Here is a 13,876-nt window from a genome sequence, read left to right as displayed (position 1 = left end):
TCACGCCCATCCTGCGCGCCCGTTTAACTCGCAACCCAGAAATACCATGGCCGACATCCAAACCAGCGCTGCTGACAAGAAGGAAAAGGAATTCTTCACCCACATCCCCCAGGAGGCCCCCGGCTTCTTCCTCAAGGGCTGCCACCAGTACGACTGGGGTCTCAAGAACCGCCTCTCCAAGGTCTTCAATCCCAAGGACGGCCGCACTGTGATGCTCGCCTTTGACCACGGTTACTTCCAGGGCCCCACCACCGGTCTGGAGCGCGTGGACCAGACCATTCTCCCCCTCGCCCCCTGGGCCGACTGCCTCATGCTCACCCGCGGCATCCAGCGCTCCGTCATCCCTGCCTCCACCACCAAGGCCATCGCCCTGCGTGCCTCCGGCGGCACCTCGATGATCAGCTCCATGGAAGAGTGGGAAGGCGAGCTCGACGGCAAGAAGATCAAGTTTGGCCGCCCCGGCTTTGAGCCCCTCTCCAATGAGAGCACCGCGCTCAACATCGAAGAAGCCATCCGCCTCAATGCCGCCGTGCTGGCCGTGCAGGTCTTCATCGGCAGCGCTTACGAGCGCCAGAGCCTCAAGAACCTCACCGACCTGGTGGACGCCGCCAGCCGCTATGGCATCGCCGTGATGGGTGTGACCGCCGTGGGTCGTGCGATGGCCCGCACGCCGCAGTATTTCCGACTGGCCACCCGTATCATGGCGGAGCTGGGAGCCAACATCGTGAAGTGCTACTACACCGAGAAGGAATTCGACACGGTGACGAGCTGCTGCCCGGTGCCGATCGTGATCGCCGGTGGCAAGAAGCTTCCAGAACTTGATGCCCTCAAGATGTGCGCCAACGCCATCAAGCAGGGCGCCAGCGGCGTGGACATGGGCCGCAACATCTTCCAGAGCGACGCCCCTGTTTCCATGATGCAGGCAGTGCACGGCGTGGTGCACGGCGGTCTGAACGCCAACAAGGCCTTCGAACTCTACAACGACCTCAAGAAAAAGGAGCTGCGCAAGAAGTAAGCGCCAGCAGTCCGAACACACTCACCGGAGGGGGATCAAAGATGATCCCCCTTCTTTTTTGCTTCGTCCGGAGATGGGCATCACTCCCATTTCAAATCCGTGCCCGCTGGCAGCAGCCGCACTACACGCGCAATGTCCCAGTTCGTCATGCGAAAACCGCCAATGCTTTCCTGCTTCGTCATCGCACCGGGAATGCTGGTGCCGTGCAGACCATAGGGCAGCACTTTGGGATCGCCGCCTTTCGCCAGATTGATCCACAGGATGCCCACAGGATTATTGGGCCCGGCATGCAGGCGGTAGGGCACCGTCATCGGTGCGGCGGGATCTCCTGTGCTGGCCATGGCCGGACGCGGGATGACATCCAGAATCTTCCACGTCTTGCGCCCGCGCAATCCCGGACGTGCGGCGGAGAGCGGCATGTTGGCCACGATCTTCTCCCCCTTGTGGATGATCAGGCGATTGAAACCCACTACGCTGGCGGAGACGGGCGCCGCAGGATCAGCCGCAGGCTGCAGCGGCTCCTCAAAAGCTTTCTCGATCTCAAAGGGCAGCACGTTCGGCACCAGAAAGATCGCCCCCGGCGTGTTCGGATTTTTCACCCCAGGATTGATGTGGCGCAGGAAGGACTCAGCCGCATGAAATTTCTCCGCCACAAACTCCCAGCCCGAGCGGTAGGCCATGAAGGGCTCCTTGGTCAGCTCCTCAAAGGTCGGCGGCGGCTCCACAGCTTTGGCACCTTTCGCTTTGCCACCGGCTGGCGCACTGTCGTGTGGTGAAATCCAGCGCATGTCCGCTGCGGTGAGCGTGTACTCCACATACGGCCCGCCGATGGAGCGCATCGCCGCCGAGGGCTGGCCCTCCGGAGTATGGAGCTGCCCCGGATAAGCTTTTTCAAAGGACTTGTAGGCCGCGTCATACATCGGCCCCGCCGTGCCGTCGATCGGCCCGATGGTGAAGCCCTGCCGGTCCAGATAAGCCTGGATAAGCACCAGCGATGAAGCCCCCCAGGCCGCAGGCGGCAGCGCCCGGTGTGGCTTGGTGGCGATCAGCACCGGCGGTGCCTCCTCCTTCACTGGCGTGGGCTTCTTCTTCGCCTCAGCCGCTTCCTTCCCCTTCGGCTTGTTCTTCGCCGCTTCTTTCTCAGCTTCAGCAGCCGCTGCGATCATCGCTGCGATGTCAGGCTCTCCCGGCACCTTCACGATCTGCCCGATCACGATGCGATCGTTCTTCATCTCATTAAAAATCCTGAGCTGATCGATCGTGACACCGTTCGCATGCGCAATCTTGGTGAGCGAGTCCCCCTTTGCCACCGTGTGCTCGATCATCTGCGGCGGCGGCCCCTTCGGTGCCACCTTGGCTGGCGCTTTCTTCGCATCTGCCTGCGGCACGGGGATGCCAGCCCTGATCGTGACCGGCTCTTCCGGCACGTCCACAGGAATGCCCCACGTCGCCGCATCAGACGCCTGCACCTGCCACGGCCATTTCACCGCCATCTCCAGCCCAGGCTCGATCGTTGGGATCGCCGGCTTCACCGTTTCCACCTGCGCCTCGCCCATACCCGGCAGCAAACCCGCCAGCAGTGGCAGAACACAAACCTTCCACGTGACCTTCCGGAGCGATCGATTCAGCGTCATACACGCCATTCAATCCGCATTTGCCGCCCGCACAAGTGCCGGTTGTGGACGCCCACTATGGCACTTTGAATCCAAGGCAACGGTATTCAGAGTTAATCCACCGCAATACGCGTAGGAAAATCGGGGCAGAAACGCGACTTGGCTGCTGGCTCAGCAACATCACGCAGATAAAACTCCATGCGCCCCTCCTCATCACACATCCAAACCTCCTCAGCCCCGCTGGCAAAGTAGAGTTGCACCTTGCCTGCCATCTCATAGCGATGATTTCCAGGTGAAACGACCTCCACGCAGATTTCAGGAGCGATGGGCAGATTGACTGAGCGGCGGTGCGGCTCAAATCGCTCACGGCTGATCCATGCCACATCTGCCACCTTCACGCCATCCGTTGTCTGGATGGCGGCCTCCGCCAGAATTCTTCCCTCCGGCATCAGTCGCTTCAAGGTAAAGCCGATCTCGCCTTGATAATCACTGTGCCAGACGGATGCAGGACTCATAATGATTTGATCAAAGCGATTGGTCTCAATTTTGTATGGCAAATCCTGCAAGGACTTGTCCGCGCAAATTTCAGCCCAGAAACTCATGCCTCATATTTACCGTCTTTGCAGACGGCTGACAAGCGGCTATTTCCCCAGCACCTGCTTCAGCACCTCGATGCAGCGCTCATTCTGCGGCATGGTGCCGATGCTGATGCGCACCCATTCCGGCAGCTTGTAGGCGGCCATGGCGCGCACGATCACGCCCTTGTCCATCATGCCTTTAAAGACGGCGTTGCCATCGCCCACCTTCACCAGCACAAAGTTGGCGTAGCTCGGGATGTACTCCAGCCCCATCTCGCCAAACTGCTTCTGCAGGTAGTTGCGGCCTTCGTCGGTGATGGCCTTGGTCTTGTTCTGGTGCTCTTCGTCCAGCAAGCCGGCCAGTGCACCGGCCTGCGCGATGGAGTTCAGATTGAAGGGCTGGCGTGTGCGCTGCAGCACGTCGATCAGCTCCTTGTTGGCGATGCCGTAACCCACGCGCGTGCCCGCGAGGCCCTGGATCTTGGAGAAGGTGCGCAGCACCACCACATTGCGTCCCTGACGCACGTATTTCAGCGTATCCGGCGGATTGTCGAGGAACTCATAATAGGCTTCGTCAAACACCACCACCACGTGATCCGGCACCTTGTCCATGAAGCGGTCAATCTGCTCCTGAGTCACCAGCGTGCCGGTGGGGTTGTTCGGATTGGCGATGAAGATCTCCTTCGTGTTTGGCGTGATGGCCGCAGCCATCGCGTCCAGGTCGTGCACATAGCCGGGGTCCGGCACCTCGATGGTGTCAGCGCCAAAGACCTTGGCCATCAGCTTGTACACCAGGAAGGCGTGCTCGGCGGTGATGATGTTGTCCCCGGGCTTGAGGAAGGCGTGGCCGATGAATTCGATCACCTCGTTGGAGCCGCAGCCCATGATGATATTGCCCATCTCCAGGCCAAACTTCTCCGCCAGCGCGTTGCGCAGCTTCCAGGACGCGCCGTCCGGATAGATGTGCACTTCTTTGACGGCCTCCTGCATGGCCACGATGGCTTTGGGCGAAGGGCCCAGCGGGTTCTCGTTGGAGGCCATTTTGATGATGTCCTCCGGCTTCAGTCCACGTTCACGGGCCACATCTTCGATGGGCTTTCCGGGTTCGTAGGCGACGAGATCTTTGAGCTGTGAGTTGGCGTAGTTCCAGATGGACATGGTTGGAGGCGTGGGAGCCCTTTTCTTGGACTGGGATGGCGTGGAAGGCAAGTCCGTGTAAAGTCTCCCGCAGACTTCGTTGTACAGCCATGCCAGCCACCCTGCCCGAAACTTCGGAACTCCTCCTGTCCCTCGGCACCGCCACCGGCCTGGGCCTGCTCGTGGGCCTGCAGCGGGAGTGGGTGCAGAACCGCGTGGCGGGCATCCGCACCTTTGCCCTGCTCACCCTCTTCGGCGCGCTCACCGGCCTGCTGGGAAATGTCTATGGCGGCTGGGTCATCGGCGCGGGCTTCATCGCCTTTGCCAGCCTCGTGGCCTTGAGCAAATGGCTCAGCCTCTCCGCCCGCGAGGAGCGCACCGGCCTCACCACGGAGATGGCCATGCTGGTCATGTTTGCCTCCGGCATGATCATCATGCTGGGAGAGCGGCTCGTCGCCATCATCATCGCCGGCAGCGTCATGGCTCTGCTGCAGAGTAAAAAAGCCCTCCATGCGACGGTGCGAAACTTTGGCGAAGATGATCTGCGGGCCATCGTGCATCTCGTCCTGGTGGCCTTGGTCATCCTGCCCGCGCTGCCCAACCGCGAAATGGGTTACCTCGGCGTGCTCAATCCCTTTGCCATCTGGCTCATCGTCGTGCTCATCGTGGGCATCAGCCTGGCCGCCTACATGGCGGAGAAATCTCTCGGCGGGACCAAGGGGGCTGTCGTCGCCGGCATCCTCGGCGGCCTCGTTTCCAGCACCGCCACCACGGCCAGCAGCGCCCGCCGCAGCCAGTCCGCCAGCACTGGCAGCCTCTCCCTTGCCTCCATGGCCCTCATCGCCTCCTCCGTGGCCTTCGTTCGCCTCATTGCCGAGGTGTCCATCGTGGCATCGGATCATCTGCGCCAGATGCTCCCTCCTCTCACTGCCATGATGGTGTGGGTCATCCTGATCGCCATCGTGGCGCACCACCGCGCCGAAAAGGCGGACGTCCAGCCCTCGGGCGAGCACCCGCCTTCAGAACTGAAACACGCCGTCATGCTCGGCCTGCTCTACGCCCTGGTGCTGGTCGTTGTGGCCTACACCCGCCAGCACAGCAGCTCCTCAGGCCTGTATTTCACCGCCTTCCTCTCCGGTCTGCCGGACATGTCAGCCATCACGCTCTCCACCTCCAAGCTCGTCTCCACGGGAAATCTGGAGACCTCCCTCGCCTGGCGCATGATCCTCACCGGCGGCATTGCCAATCTCTTCTTCAAAATGTTCTTCGTCATCACGCTTGGCGCACGCGCCTACGTGAAACCCGCCCTCCTCGGCCTCCTGCTCTCCGCCGCAGGCGGCGCTGCCATCATCCTCTTCTGGCCCTCCTGAGGCCGCGGCTCCTGCTCAAGGAATGCAGGATCATTCACAACGACAGTCCGCGCTGCAGCGTATTCATGTTTAACCATGCCTGCAGAATTCAAAGACTACTACGCCATCCTCGGCGTCCCGCGCGATGCGAGCGCGGACGACATCAAGAAGGCCTTCCGCAAACTGGCCCGCCAGTACCACCCCGACACCGCCAAGGACAAAAAGACCGCCGAAGCCAAGTTCAAGGAGATCAACGAGGCCAACGAAGTCCTCAGCGATCCGGAAAAACGCCGCAAGTACGACACCCTCGGCGCACGCTGGCAGGAGGAAGGCGACTTCCAGCCGCCTCCAGACACAGGCGGCGGCTACGAGCAGGAGTTCCACTTCGGCGGCACCGGCTTCAGCGACTTCTTCGAGCGCTACTTCAGCGGCGGCAGTCGCTACGGCTTCCCCCAGGGCTTTGAAGAGGAGATCCCCACCGGCAGCGCCAAAAAACGAAAAGGCCGCGCACGCCGTGGTCACGATATCGAGGGAGACATCCTCGTCACGCTGGAGGAGGCCATGCACGGCACCCAGCGGCCCATCTCTCTGCAGACGCTCAATCGCCAGACCGGCCAGACGCAGACGCACAGCTTTCAGGTGCGCATCCCGCCCGGTGCCACCGACGGCCGCCGCATCCGCGTGCCCGGCCAGGGAGAGCCCGGCCAGAATGGCGGCGAGGCCGGAGACCTCTACCTGCGCGTGCGCCATGCCTCGCATCCGGACTTCACCACGCAGGAGGCAGACGTGTATCACGAGCTCGACCTCGCCCCCTGGGAGGCCGTGCTGGGCGCCGAGATCGTGGTGCCCACGCTCGATGGTTCCATCAAGCTCCGCATCCCCGCAAACAGCGAAAACGGCCAGACCCTCCGCGTGCGCGGCCGCGGCCTGCCCAAAGGCGGCACCACCGAGCGGGGCGACTTCTTTGTGAAGCTCCAGGTCGTCCTGCCTCAAAAGTCCAGCGATGCCGAGCGCAGGCTCTGGGAGCAGCTGCGCAGCACCTCCACCTTCAACCCACGCGCCTGACACCATGAGCGGTACCACCACCCACACCTACACTCTGGAGCTGCTCTCCAGCAGCAGCGGCGTCTCCACCCAGACCATCGTGCAGTATCAGCAGCAGGGCATCCTGCCCACGCAGCTCGATGACGACACCCTCCGCGCCCTGCGCCGCCTCGAAGCACTGCGGGAAACCTGCGGGATGAACCTCTCCGGCCTCAAGCTCTTCTCACAGCTGCTCGATGAAGTGGAGCACCTCCGCCACGAGCTGCGTGCCAGACGCTGAAAGCAAATGAGCACGGCAGGCATCCCCACCGGGCTCATTCATCAAATTCCGCGAACGTTCGTTTACACAAACTTCGTCATGCCCGGCACCGGCTGCGTGCCCGGATCAAAGCTGTCGCCAAACTTCAGCGTGTCAGGCGCCAGATCCTGCTGAGAAGAAAGGATGGCCAGAGAGGAGTTCGTGCCCTTCTTCTCGCCACCACCGGCCGCTTCATCCTTCCAGAGAATCTTCTGCCCGGTGTAGGCCGCCTCACGGCCCATGATGGCAATGAGCGTGCTGCTCATCATGCGGTCGCCGTCATTGATCACCTCGCCTTTGCGGATCGCGTTGAAGAGCGCCTGATGCTCTAGGTCGTACATGTTCTTCTCTTCGCCGCGCCAGCGCCAGCGCTTCTCACCTTCGATGAAGGGAGCAGGCCCCTTGCCGATGACCATGCGGCCCTTGGTTCCCAAAATGTTGTCCACCACCTCGTTGTGGCAGCCGGTGATCTGGCGGTTCGTCAGATGGCAGATGATGCCGCCCTCCCACTCATACGCGCAGTGGAAATGGTCATAGATGTTGCCGCCTTCCGCCTTCTTCTGGCGGCCGCCCGTTGCGATGACGCTGATCGGCGGCGCGTCCTTCATGGCCCAGCAGATCTTGTCCAGGCTGTGCACCGCCTGCTCCACAATGCTGTCGCCGCTCAGCCAGGAGAAATTGTACCAGTTGCGCACCTGCCACTCCACATCCCCCATGCCAGCGGGGCGGCCTGCGGCGGGTGGCATGACCTTCACCGGGCCGGCGTAGTAGGTGGCCAGGATGCTGGTGATGTCTCCGATCTGTCCGTCATGCAGGCGCTTGTAGCACTCGATGCGGCTGGTGGAGTAGCGCCAGCAGAATCCGGCCACGAGATTGAGCTTCTTCTGCTTGGCCTTCTCCACCGCAGCCTGTGCCACGCGGTAGCCGGCGGCATCCACCGCCATCGGCTTCTCGCAGAAAATGTGCTTTCCTGCATCCACCGCTGCCGTCAGGTGCATGGGGCGGAATCCGGGAGGCGAGGCCAGCAGCACCACGTCCACGCCGCTGTTGATGAGCTTCTGGTAGGCGTCCAGGCCGGTGAATTTCATGTCCGGCTTCACATCCACTCGGTCAGGAAACTGCGTGGACAGGTTCTTGATGCTGTTCTCGATCTGCGTGTCAAACGCATCCGCCATGGCCACCAGCTTGGCGTTGTACTCAGCGCCCAGCGCCTGCGCCGCTGCACCGGTGCCGCGTCCACCGCACCCGATCAGGCCGATCTTCAGCGTCTCATTGGAGTCCGCCTTCTGCTGCGCCAGCAGGCTGCCTGCGGAGGTCAGCACGGCAGGAGCGATAATGGCTCCGCCACTGGCATTGAGAAAGCGACGGCGGGAAAAGGCGGAGGCGGCTTGATCAGACATGGATGCGGAGGGTGGTTGATGAAAACTCGACGCCGACACATTCGGCGCAGTATGGGCAAACCTTGCAGCGAAAAGTTAGATTGCACCAAACATGACAATTCAGCCGTTAGGCGGCAGCTAATAGAATGGCAATCGCCTGCATTGCCAGCTTACGCGTGGCGCGGGATCACCTTCGTCAGGCTGGAGATCGGCGTCATCAGCCCGTCTTCAAAGGCACCCAGCGGCTGCGTCTCGGTCCGGCTCACATCATCATCAGGAGACGGGTTCAGCAGCGCATCCACCAGCAGCTGCGTGTCATCCAGAAACGTCAGCCCGGCCCGGCGCATGAAGTCCACCTCGGAGGCATGCGTGTGCAGCATCACCAGCAGGCAGTCCCCTTCAAACAGGGCCAGCACAAACACCCCCTCATACCCAAACCAGAAGGTCTTCACCTCACGGTCGCCGCCGCTGCCAAAATGCGCACGCGCATCATGCAGCGTCTGCAGCAGCCGCTCGGCGCGGAATTCCTCAAACGGCAGAAGATTGATCAGGATCTGCCGGCGCCAGCACAGCAGCAGCCCGTTGACGGAGCCCGCGTGTTTCAGGCGCTCAAGTGCGGAGCGGAGAGAAGGGGTGATGGATGCGGCCATGGTCGTTGATGTTATGCCTCCATTTCGTTGACGCGTGTCAGCAGCTCAAACATCGGCATGCGTTCGCCGATGTGTGCGCCTGCTCCGGGATCCTTGGCCTCCGTGCCTGCGTCAAAGTAGGCAAAGTTCAGCGTGAAGTCATCCTCCTGCAGCGTGCCCATCCAGGGCGCTCCCAGCTCCAGGCACTCGCCCACTTTCAGGCCAAAATGGCGCAGCCCTTGGAAATCGGCGGCATAGTTGTTCACGGCATCCTGACCGCTGTCACTGGCCACCAGGCCATCTTTCAGGGTGAAGAGTTGCAGGGGGAGAGGGATCACCTCGGACTCGCTCATGGATGGATAATGGGGTTGTGTCTCTTTCGTCTCAAAAATCCGCCGATGAGGCAAGCATAATCCACGCACCACACGTAAATAAACCAGCCCATCCGCGTTTCCTCCGATGCTCGTGGCAATCCGATCGGCATCCCCTCTTCATCCCGCTTTCACCTGACCACAAAAAATGCCATGGATGAATGGCATCTTTTTTTGATGGTGAATCCGTTTCCACCTCATCGGGAGCCGCCAAATTGACAGCGATTCTTGCATGATGTATAAAACACATCATGACACGGACTCAGATTCAGTTCCCCGAGCCGCTTTATCAGCGGCTCAAAGAGATTGCCGAACGGCAGGACTGGTCGCTCTCGGAAGTCATGCGCAAGGCGGCGGAACACTTTGTCACCCGCTTTCCCGAGGAGCCAGCCCCCAAGAAGGTCTGGCGCTTTCCCACCCTCGACTGCGGGGGCGATTTCCTCACCGATCCCGCCAGCCTGCGCCCCGAAGTGGATGCCATTCTTGAGCGCAGCGCGTCATGATCCTCTCCGCCGACACCAACCTCTTCCTCTACGCGGCCAATCCTGATTCGCCTCACCACCAAGACGCGCGCCGCTTCTTTGAAGAGGAGATCGTCGGCGAGCGCTTCCTGCTGTGCGGCCTCGTGTTGGTGGAGCTTTACATGCAGCTCCGCAATCCCGCCGTCTTCAAGAAGCCCAAGACCGCCAAAGAGGCCACCGCCTTCTGCGACGCCCTCCGCACGAATCCCGTCTGGGAGTTCGGCGACTACGAGCCCGAGGTCGGCAGACCTCTCTGGAATTGGGCCGCCAAGGCCACTACCGGCTTCCGCCACATCATCGACGCCCGCCTCGCCTTCACCCTCCGCCACCACGGCGTCACCCACTTCGCCACCGCCAACGCCAAGCACTTCGGGGGCTTTGGGTTTGAGAGGGTGTGGAGTCCGCTTGGCTAAGATCCTCATCATCTACGCGATCAGACTTCCGCAGGGATCGCAGGGCCAGGAACCTCCATGCTCCGCGACGCTTTGCTTTCCTTCGTTCCATCCCTGCGCTATCTCTCTCCCCTCCCCCATGACCGCCGCCGCCCCCAGTTTCAAAATAGGCAACGAAAAACTCATCAAGGTGCTGCCCAACGCCGCCAACCGCCTCCTCGGCCTGCTCAAAAAGCAGGGCCGCGCTGAAAACGGCGCCCTCCGCGTGGCCGTCGTCGGTGGCGGCTGCTCCGGCCTGCAATACAAGATGGACCTCGTGGATGGTCCCGCCAACCGCGACATCATGGTCACCTCCAGCGAGGTGCGTGTGGTCATCGACCCCAAGAGCGCCCTCTTTGTCTCCGGCTCCGAGCTTGATTACAGCGACGACATCCAGAGCGGCGGCTTCAAGGTCAAGAACCCCAACGCTGTCGTCACCTGCTCCTGTGGCGAAAGCTTCTCCGCCTGAGTCCGCCCATGCCAAACGCCTTTGCCCTCCTAGGCCTGCCGCGCGCCGCCGCACTGGACGACGAAGCCCTCCAGCAGGCCTGGCTGGCGGCCAGCCGCAGCGCCCACCCCGACCAGCCCGGTGGCGATGCCGCCCGCGCTGCTGAAATCAATTCAGCCTACGAAACACTGCAGGCCCCCGAGAAACGCCTCAAGCACCTGCTGGAGCTCCACGAGGTGCCCTGGTGCACCGTGCCCATCGACGAGGGCATGATGTCCCTCTTCAGCCAGCTCGGACCCGCGCTGCAAAACGTAGCTTCCTTCCTCAAGCGCCGTCAGTCCGCCGCTTCCGCCCTGGCCAAAGCGCTCTTGGCTCCTCAGGAGATGCAGTTGCGCGATCAGCTCGAAGCCCTCGGCACCACCGTCGATGAGCAGCGCACCCAGCTCCTCACCACCCTGCCCGACCTCGACTCCCGCCTCAGCTCCGGAGACACCACGGCCCTGTCAGACCTCCAGATACTCCAGGCACGCCTCGCCTACTTCAGCAAATGGCAGGCCCAAGTCCGCGAGGCCTTCCTGAGCCTGATGTAGCTCAGCAAATCATCCGCACCTCCCTCTCAAAAAAAGTTCAGGGTCGCGATCCTCGGCAACGTCTCTTGCACTTGCACACACCAAACGACAGCCAAAGCTGAAAAAGTTGGGACATGCTCTGATGTCCCAGCTCAATAATGTTGACGCCATAGACTAACCTGCGCGGAGCAGCCTAACACCCCATGCTCACTGAGCCGACGCACGGGACTCAACGATTGCCACTGCGAAACTCCCGCCGGGTTAGCTGCAACACAAGGTTAGGCCACATGGTGCCCACTCAATCTCTCGGCCTCATTGAAAAATCTTTGTGCTGTATGCTCGTCGTCGAGCACGGCGCTATGAAAATGGCCCATCGACTCCCACGCCTCTACAAACTGTGGATCAATCTCAGTAGCACGCTGGTAGCATGCAAGCACATCATCGAGTGAGTGCGGACAAGACTCAGATGCGAGCTGAATGAGGTCGCCCCTCATACACCAGAGCTTCGGTGAGTCAGGAAATTCGCGAACAGCCTCGTCAGCAAGTGCGATTGTCTCTGGCGTCGCCTCGAAATTGGGTTGGTCGGAAGACCAACCACGAGGCCACCTCGCTCGCAGTTCTGAAATATATTCGTTCTCGCTCATAAGTCGCACGTAGTGTGGCCTAACTGAAAAAGCTTCGCCACCCGCCAACTCGCGACGTGAACCGCAACAATGAGAGTGAAAGCGCCAACGGTGGTTGGCTCTGGCGACTGGTTAGGCCACACAGATGTCTGGCCAATCTGGCTCATCGTCTCCCCCACAATTCTCACTAACCCGTCGCGACAGGCGGCTCAGGCCTCCGCATCCTCGATGCTCTCCCGCACGATCCGCAGGCACTCATCCGGGTCGGCATCCATCGGCAGCGTCACCGCCTTCTCCTGCACCCGCAGATGGCGCAGGCTCCCTTCACGCCTGACGTGGCTCACCTCGATGCCATGCATGGCAAAGAAGCGAACCACATCCTGATTGCTGGCATAGCGACTCATCTGACAAGATTAGAAATCTCCACCGCCGCCAAAGTCGCCTCCACCACCGAAGTCGCCACCGGAATCACCACCGCCAAAGCTGCTGCCGGAGTCGCCTCCGAAATCGCCGCCTGAGCTGGTGTAGTCCGTATCCGTGCCGGAGAAGCCTCCGTCCTGGAGCTGCGAATCATAGTTCTGCGGATTGTAGGTGGCCGCAGAGCTGTGGGAGCCAAAGAACTGGTCATACATCCACATGCCCGCCGCAGCGCCAAACATGCTGCCCAGCATGTTCTGGAAGAAGCCGCCGCCGCCACCACCGTAGCCATAGGGCTGGCCCATGCCGCCCACCGGAGCACCACCGCCGCCAGACAGCGCACGGAAAAGACCGCGCACAATGCTGAAGCCCACCCAGATCAGCAAAATGATGCCGATGGTGTGCAGCCAGGAGCTGCCGCCCTGCTGCGTCACATGGGAGCGGGAGCTAAAGGGCGCAGCGGCACCACTGCGGTGGGACTTCATCGTGGTGGCGATGAAGTTCACGCCGTCGATCAGCGCGTCGTCATTCTTCTTCTCACGCAGTTTCGCGATCATCGTCTGCACCAGCTTCTCGCGGTCCATCAGCGTAAAAGCCTGGCGCGCCGTATCGGTGCCCACCACCACCTGCAGGTGCGCAGGCTGCTTCACCAGCAGGATCAGCACGCCGTTCACCTTCTTTGTGCGGGCCATCTGCTCCGCCCATTCCGAGAATCCCCGGTTGGCGGCGGATTTGTTGGGCTGCAGCACCTTGGCCTTCACGTCCTCCGGCACCTCCGCATACGTCTGCACCAGGATGTCCTTGTGCAGGCGGCTGGAGACATCATTGATCGTACCGGTGGCGTTCACCTTGGCGAATTCGGAGAAAAAGGCTCCGTCATCCTGAATGCCGCTCGCGGCGGCACGGACACCGGCGGTGCCGAGCACCATCGTGGCGGCCAGCACAGGAAGGAAAAAGCGTCGAGTGAGTGTTTTCATGGAAGCGGGTTGGAAATGACGTGGATCAGATGCCTCATGAATACGCACCCCGCATCTACGAAACACGCACGTTTTTGTAGCCGCCCGGGCTCCTGTCCTGCCAGCCGCGCCACTGGCACACCTGCCCCTCGACTGCCAAACCTGCACAAAACGCGTCTTCTTTGCACGATTCGGGGACTGCATGGCAGGCCATGCTGGGCTGGGATTTGCTTAAAGGGCTGCTGCTTCTCAAAACTCTCACCCCCATCTCACGCACCATGCCCCGCCTCTCACGTTACTCCCCCGCAGAAAAGGCCGCCATCGTAGCCGCCGCCCGCTCCATGATCCGCAAAGGTGAAAGCTGCAAAAACATCGCCCTGCAGCTCGGCGTCAATCAGCCCTCCCTCCGCGGCTGGCTGCGCGAGGCCACCCTCAACATGCTCTACCCCCCGCTGCCGCCCTGCATGCCGCGCAACCGCTCGGCACAGTAAGGGCGGC

General features: G+C 61.5%; 18 protein-coding genes. 9 read left to right on the top strand and 9 right to left on the bottom strand.

The features are described 5' to 3' along the window. Nucleotides 1-46 precede the first annotated feature (46 nt). Nucleotides 47-1,015 carry a 3-hydroxy-5-phosphonooxypentane-2,4-dione thiolase gene (locus tag HNQ65_RS23635; protein WP_184343742.1) on the top strand — a complete coding sequence of 323 codons (969 nt, stop codon included), beginning with the start codon at nucleotides 47-49 and terminating at the stop codon, nucleotides 1,013-1,015. A gap of 80 nt (nucleotides 1,016-1,095) precedes the next feature. Here the strand turns inward: HNQ65_RS23635 and HNQ65_RS23630 are convergent, their stop codons facing one another. The 3 genes from HNQ65_RS23630 to hisC all read right to left on the bottom strand — a co-directional run bounded on the left by HNQ65_RS23630 (nucleotide 1,096) and on the right by hisC (nucleotide 4,364). After that, nucleotides 1,096-2,649 (bottom strand): L,D-transpeptidase family protein, encoded by a 1,554-nt coding sequence (locus tag HNQ65_RS23630; protein ID WP_184343740.1) that lies wholly within the window; start codon nucleotides 2,647-2,649, stop codon nucleotides 1,096-1,098. 92 nt (nucleotides 2,650-2,741) lie between these two features. Beyond that, entirely contained in the window at nucleotides 2,742-3,230 is a 489-nt protein-coding gene (locus HNQ65_RS23625) for a Uma2 family endonuclease (RefSeq protein WP_184343738.1), read from the bottom strand. A 39-nt stretch (nucleotides 3,231-3,269) separates the two neighbouring features. Continuing rightward, nucleotides 3,270-4,364 carry a histidinol-phosphate transaminase gene (hisC, locus tag HNQ65_RS23620; protein WP_184343736.1) on the bottom strand — a complete coding sequence of 365 codons (1,095 nt, stop codon included), beginning with the start codon at nucleotides 4,362-4,364 and terminating at the stop codon, nucleotides 3,270-3,272. A gap of 89 nt (nucleotides 4,365-4,453) precedes the next feature. Here hisC and HNQ65_RS23615 point away from each other — a divergent pair, with 89 nt between their 5' ends. The 3 genes from HNQ65_RS23615 (at nucleotide 4,454) to HNQ65_RS23605 (ending at nucleotide 7,016) form a co-directional block, all read left to right on the top strand. After that, a complete protein-coding gene (locus tag HNQ65_RS23615) occupies nucleotides 4,454-5,713 on the top strand; it encodes an MgtC/SapB family protein (RefSeq protein WP_184343734.1) in 1,260 nt (419 codons plus the stop codon). 75 nt (nucleotides 5,714-5,788) lie between these two features. Continuing rightward, the gene (locus HNQ65_RS23610) at nucleotides 5,789-6,757 is read left to right on the top strand and encodes a DnaJ C-terminal domain-containing protein (RefSeq protein ID WP_184343732.1); all 969 of its coding nucleotides are present in this window, start codon (nucleotides 5,789-5,791) and stop codon (nucleotides 6,755-6,757) included. A gap of 4 nt (nucleotides 6,758-6,761) precedes the next feature. Then, on the top strand, nucleotides 6,762-7,016 hold the full coding sequence (locus HNQ65_RS23605) for a hypothetical protein (protein WP_184343730.1): 255 nt from the start codon (nucleotides 6,762-6,764) through the stop codon (nucleotides 7,014-7,016). Nucleotides 7,017-7,078: 62 nt separating this feature from the next. On the opposite strand, the gene HNQ65_RS23600 is transcribed toward HNQ65_RS23605, so the two are convergent. From HNQ65_RS23600 to HNQ65_RS23590, 3 genes are all read right to left on the bottom strand, one after another. After that, entirely contained in the window at nucleotides 7,079-8,434 is a 1,356-nt protein-coding gene (locus HNQ65_RS23600) for a Gfo/Idh/MocA family protein (RefSeq protein ID WP_184343728.1), read from the bottom strand. A gap of 149 nt (nucleotides 8,435-8,583) precedes the next feature. After that, on the bottom strand, nucleotides 8,584-9,063 hold the full coding sequence (locus HNQ65_RS23595; RefSeq protein WP_184343726.1) for a hypothetical protein: 480 nt from the start codon (nucleotides 9,061-9,063) through the stop codon (nucleotides 8,584-8,586). A gap of 11 nt (nucleotides 9,064-9,074) precedes the next feature. Next, complete coding sequence (locus tag HNQ65_RS23590) at nucleotides 9,075-9,395, bottom strand: hypothetical protein (RefSeq protein ID WP_184343724.1); 321 nt, start codon at nucleotides 9,393-9,395, stop codon at nucleotides 9,075-9,077. A 269-nt stretch (nucleotides 9,396-9,664) separates the two neighbouring features. Here HNQ65_RS23590 and HNQ65_RS23585 point away from each other — a divergent pair, with 269 nt between their 5' ends. The 4 genes from HNQ65_RS23585 to HNQ65_RS23570 all read left to right on the top strand — a co-directional run bounded on the left by HNQ65_RS23585 (nucleotide 9,665) and on the right by HNQ65_RS23570 (nucleotide 11,403). Beyond that, complete coding sequence (locus tag HNQ65_RS23585) at nucleotides 9,665-9,916, top strand: ribbon-helix-helix protein, CopG family (RefSeq protein ID WP_184343721.1); 252 nt, start codon at nucleotides 9,665-9,667, stop codon at nucleotides 9,914-9,916. Then, the gene (locus HNQ65_RS23580; protein WP_184343719.1) at nucleotides 9,913-10,347 is read left to right on the top strand and encodes a TA system VapC family ribonuclease toxin; all 435 of its coding nucleotides are present in this window, start codon (nucleotides 9,913-9,915) and stop codon (nucleotides 10,345-10,347) included. The genes HNQ65_RS23585 and HNQ65_RS23580 overlap by 4 nt, the downstream gene beginning before the upstream one ends. A gap of 118 nt (nucleotides 10,348-10,465) precedes the next feature. Further along, entirely contained in the window at nucleotides 10,466-10,834 is a 369-nt protein-coding gene (locus HNQ65_RS23575; RefSeq protein ID WP_184343718.1) for a HesB/IscA family protein, read from the top strand. Between the two features lie 8 nt (nucleotides 10,835-10,842). Further along, entirely contained in the window at nucleotides 10,843-11,403 is a 561-nt protein-coding gene (locus tag HNQ65_RS23570) for a DnaJ domain-containing protein (RefSeq protein ID WP_184343716.1), read from the top strand. Between the two features lie 257 nt (nucleotides 11,404-11,660). Here the strand turns inward: HNQ65_RS23570 and HNQ65_RS23565 are convergent, their stop codons facing one another. From HNQ65_RS23565 to HNQ65_RS23555, 3 genes are all read right to left on the bottom strand, one after another. Then, nucleotides 11,661-12,026, bottom strand: coding sequence for a tetratricopeptide repeat protein (locus tag HNQ65_RS23565; RefSeq protein ID WP_184343714.1), 366 nt, complete (start codon nucleotides 12,024-12,026; stop codon nucleotides 11,661-11,663). A gap of 188 nt (nucleotides 12,027-12,214) precedes the next feature. Continuing rightward, entirely contained in the window at nucleotides 12,215-12,409 is a 195-nt protein-coding gene (locus tag HNQ65_RS23560) for a hypothetical protein (protein WP_184343712.1), read from the bottom strand. Between the two features lie 9 nt (nucleotides 12,410-12,418). Continuing rightward, entirely contained in the window at nucleotides 12,419-13,399 is a 981-nt protein-coding gene (locus HNQ65_RS23555; RefSeq protein WP_184343709.1) for a TPM domain-containing protein, read from the bottom strand. 257 nt (nucleotides 13,400-13,656) lie between these two features. Between HNQ65_RS23555 and HNQ65_RS23550 the strand changes: the two genes are divergently transcribed. Further along, nucleotides 13,657-13,869, top strand: coding sequence for a transposase (locus HNQ65_RS23550; protein ID WP_184343707.1), 213 nt, complete (start codon nucleotides 13,657-13,659; stop codon nucleotides 13,867-13,869). Nucleotides 13,870-13,876 lie beyond the last annotated feature (7 nt).

The sequence above is a fragment of the Prosthecobacter vanneervenii genome (assembly GCF_014203095.1).
GTDB lineage: Bacteria > Verrucomicrobiota > Verrucomicrobiia > Verrucomicrobiales > Verrucomicrobiaceae > Prosthecobacter > Prosthecobacter vanneervenii.
The sequence above is the reverse complement of the archived record's forward strand: the minus strand, read 5'-3'. Positions and strand labels throughout refer to the sequence as shown.

Coding starts and splice junctions, on each gene's coding strand:
- HNQ65_RS23635 (WP_184343742.1), top strand. CDS start 47: ATGGCCGACATCCAAACCAGCGCTGCTGACAAGAAGGAAAAGGAATTC.
- HNQ65_RS23630 (WP_184343740.1), bottom strand. CDS start 2,649: ATGACGCTGAATCGATCGCTCCGGAAGGTCACGTGGAAGGTTTGTGTT.
- HNQ65_RS23625 (WP_184343738.1), bottom strand. CDS start 3,230: ATGAGTTTCTGGGCTGAAATTTGCGCGGACAAGTCCTTGCAGGATTTG.
- hisC (WP_184343736.1), bottom strand. CDS start 4,364: ATGTCCATCTGGAACTACGCCAACTCACAGCTCAAAGATCTCGTCGCC.
- HNQ65_RS23615 (WP_184343734.1), top strand. CDS start 4,454: ATGCCAGCCACCCTGCCCGAAACTTCGGAACTCCTCCTGTCCCTCGGC.
- HNQ65_RS23610 (WP_184343732.1), top strand. CDS start 5,789: ATGCCTGCAGAATTCAAAGACTACTACGCCATCCTCGGCGTCCCGCGC.
- HNQ65_RS23605 (WP_184343730.1), top strand. CDS start 6,762: ATGAGCGGTACCACCACCCACACCTACACTCTGGAGCTGCTCTCCAGC.
- HNQ65_RS23600 (WP_184343728.1), bottom strand. CDS start 8,434: ATGTCTGATCAAGCCGCCTCCGCCTTTTCCCGCCGTCGCTTTCTCAAT.
- HNQ65_RS23595 (WP_184343726.1), bottom strand. CDS start 9,063: ATGGCCGCATCCATCACCCCTTCTCTCCGCTCCGCACTTGAGCGCCTG.
- HNQ65_RS23590 (WP_184343724.1), bottom strand. CDS start 9,395: ATGAGCGAGTCCGAGGTGATCCCTCTCCCCCTGCAACTCTTCACCCTG.
- HNQ65_RS23585 (WP_184343721.1), top strand. CDS start 9,665: ATGACACGGACTCAGATTCAGTTCCCCGAGCCGCTTTATCAGCGGCTC.
- HNQ65_RS23580 (WP_184343719.1), top strand. CDS start 9,913: ATGATCCTCTCCGCCGACACCAACCTCTTCCTCTACGCGGCCAATCCT.
- HNQ65_RS23575 (WP_184343718.1), top strand. CDS start 10,466: ATGACCGCCGCCGCCCCCAGTTTCAAAATAGGCAACGAAAAACTCATC.
- HNQ65_RS23570 (WP_184343716.1), top strand. CDS start 10,843: ATGCCAAACGCCTTTGCCCTCCTAGGCCTGCCGCGCGCCGCCGCACTG.
- HNQ65_RS23565 (WP_184343714.1), bottom strand. CDS start 12,026: ATGAGCGAGAACGAATATATTTCAGAACTGCGAGCGAGGTGGCCTCGT.
- HNQ65_RS23560 (WP_184343712.1), bottom strand. CDS start 12,409: ATGAGTCGCTATGCCAGCAATCAGGATGTGGTTCGCTTCTTTGCCATG.
- HNQ65_RS23555 (WP_184343709.1), bottom strand. CDS start 13,399: ATGAAAACACTCACTCGACGCTTTTTCCTTCCTGTGCTGGCCGCCACG.
- HNQ65_RS23550 (WP_184343707.1), top strand. CDS start 13,657: ATGCCCCGCCTCTCACGTTACTCCCCCGCAGAAAAGGCCGCCATCGTA.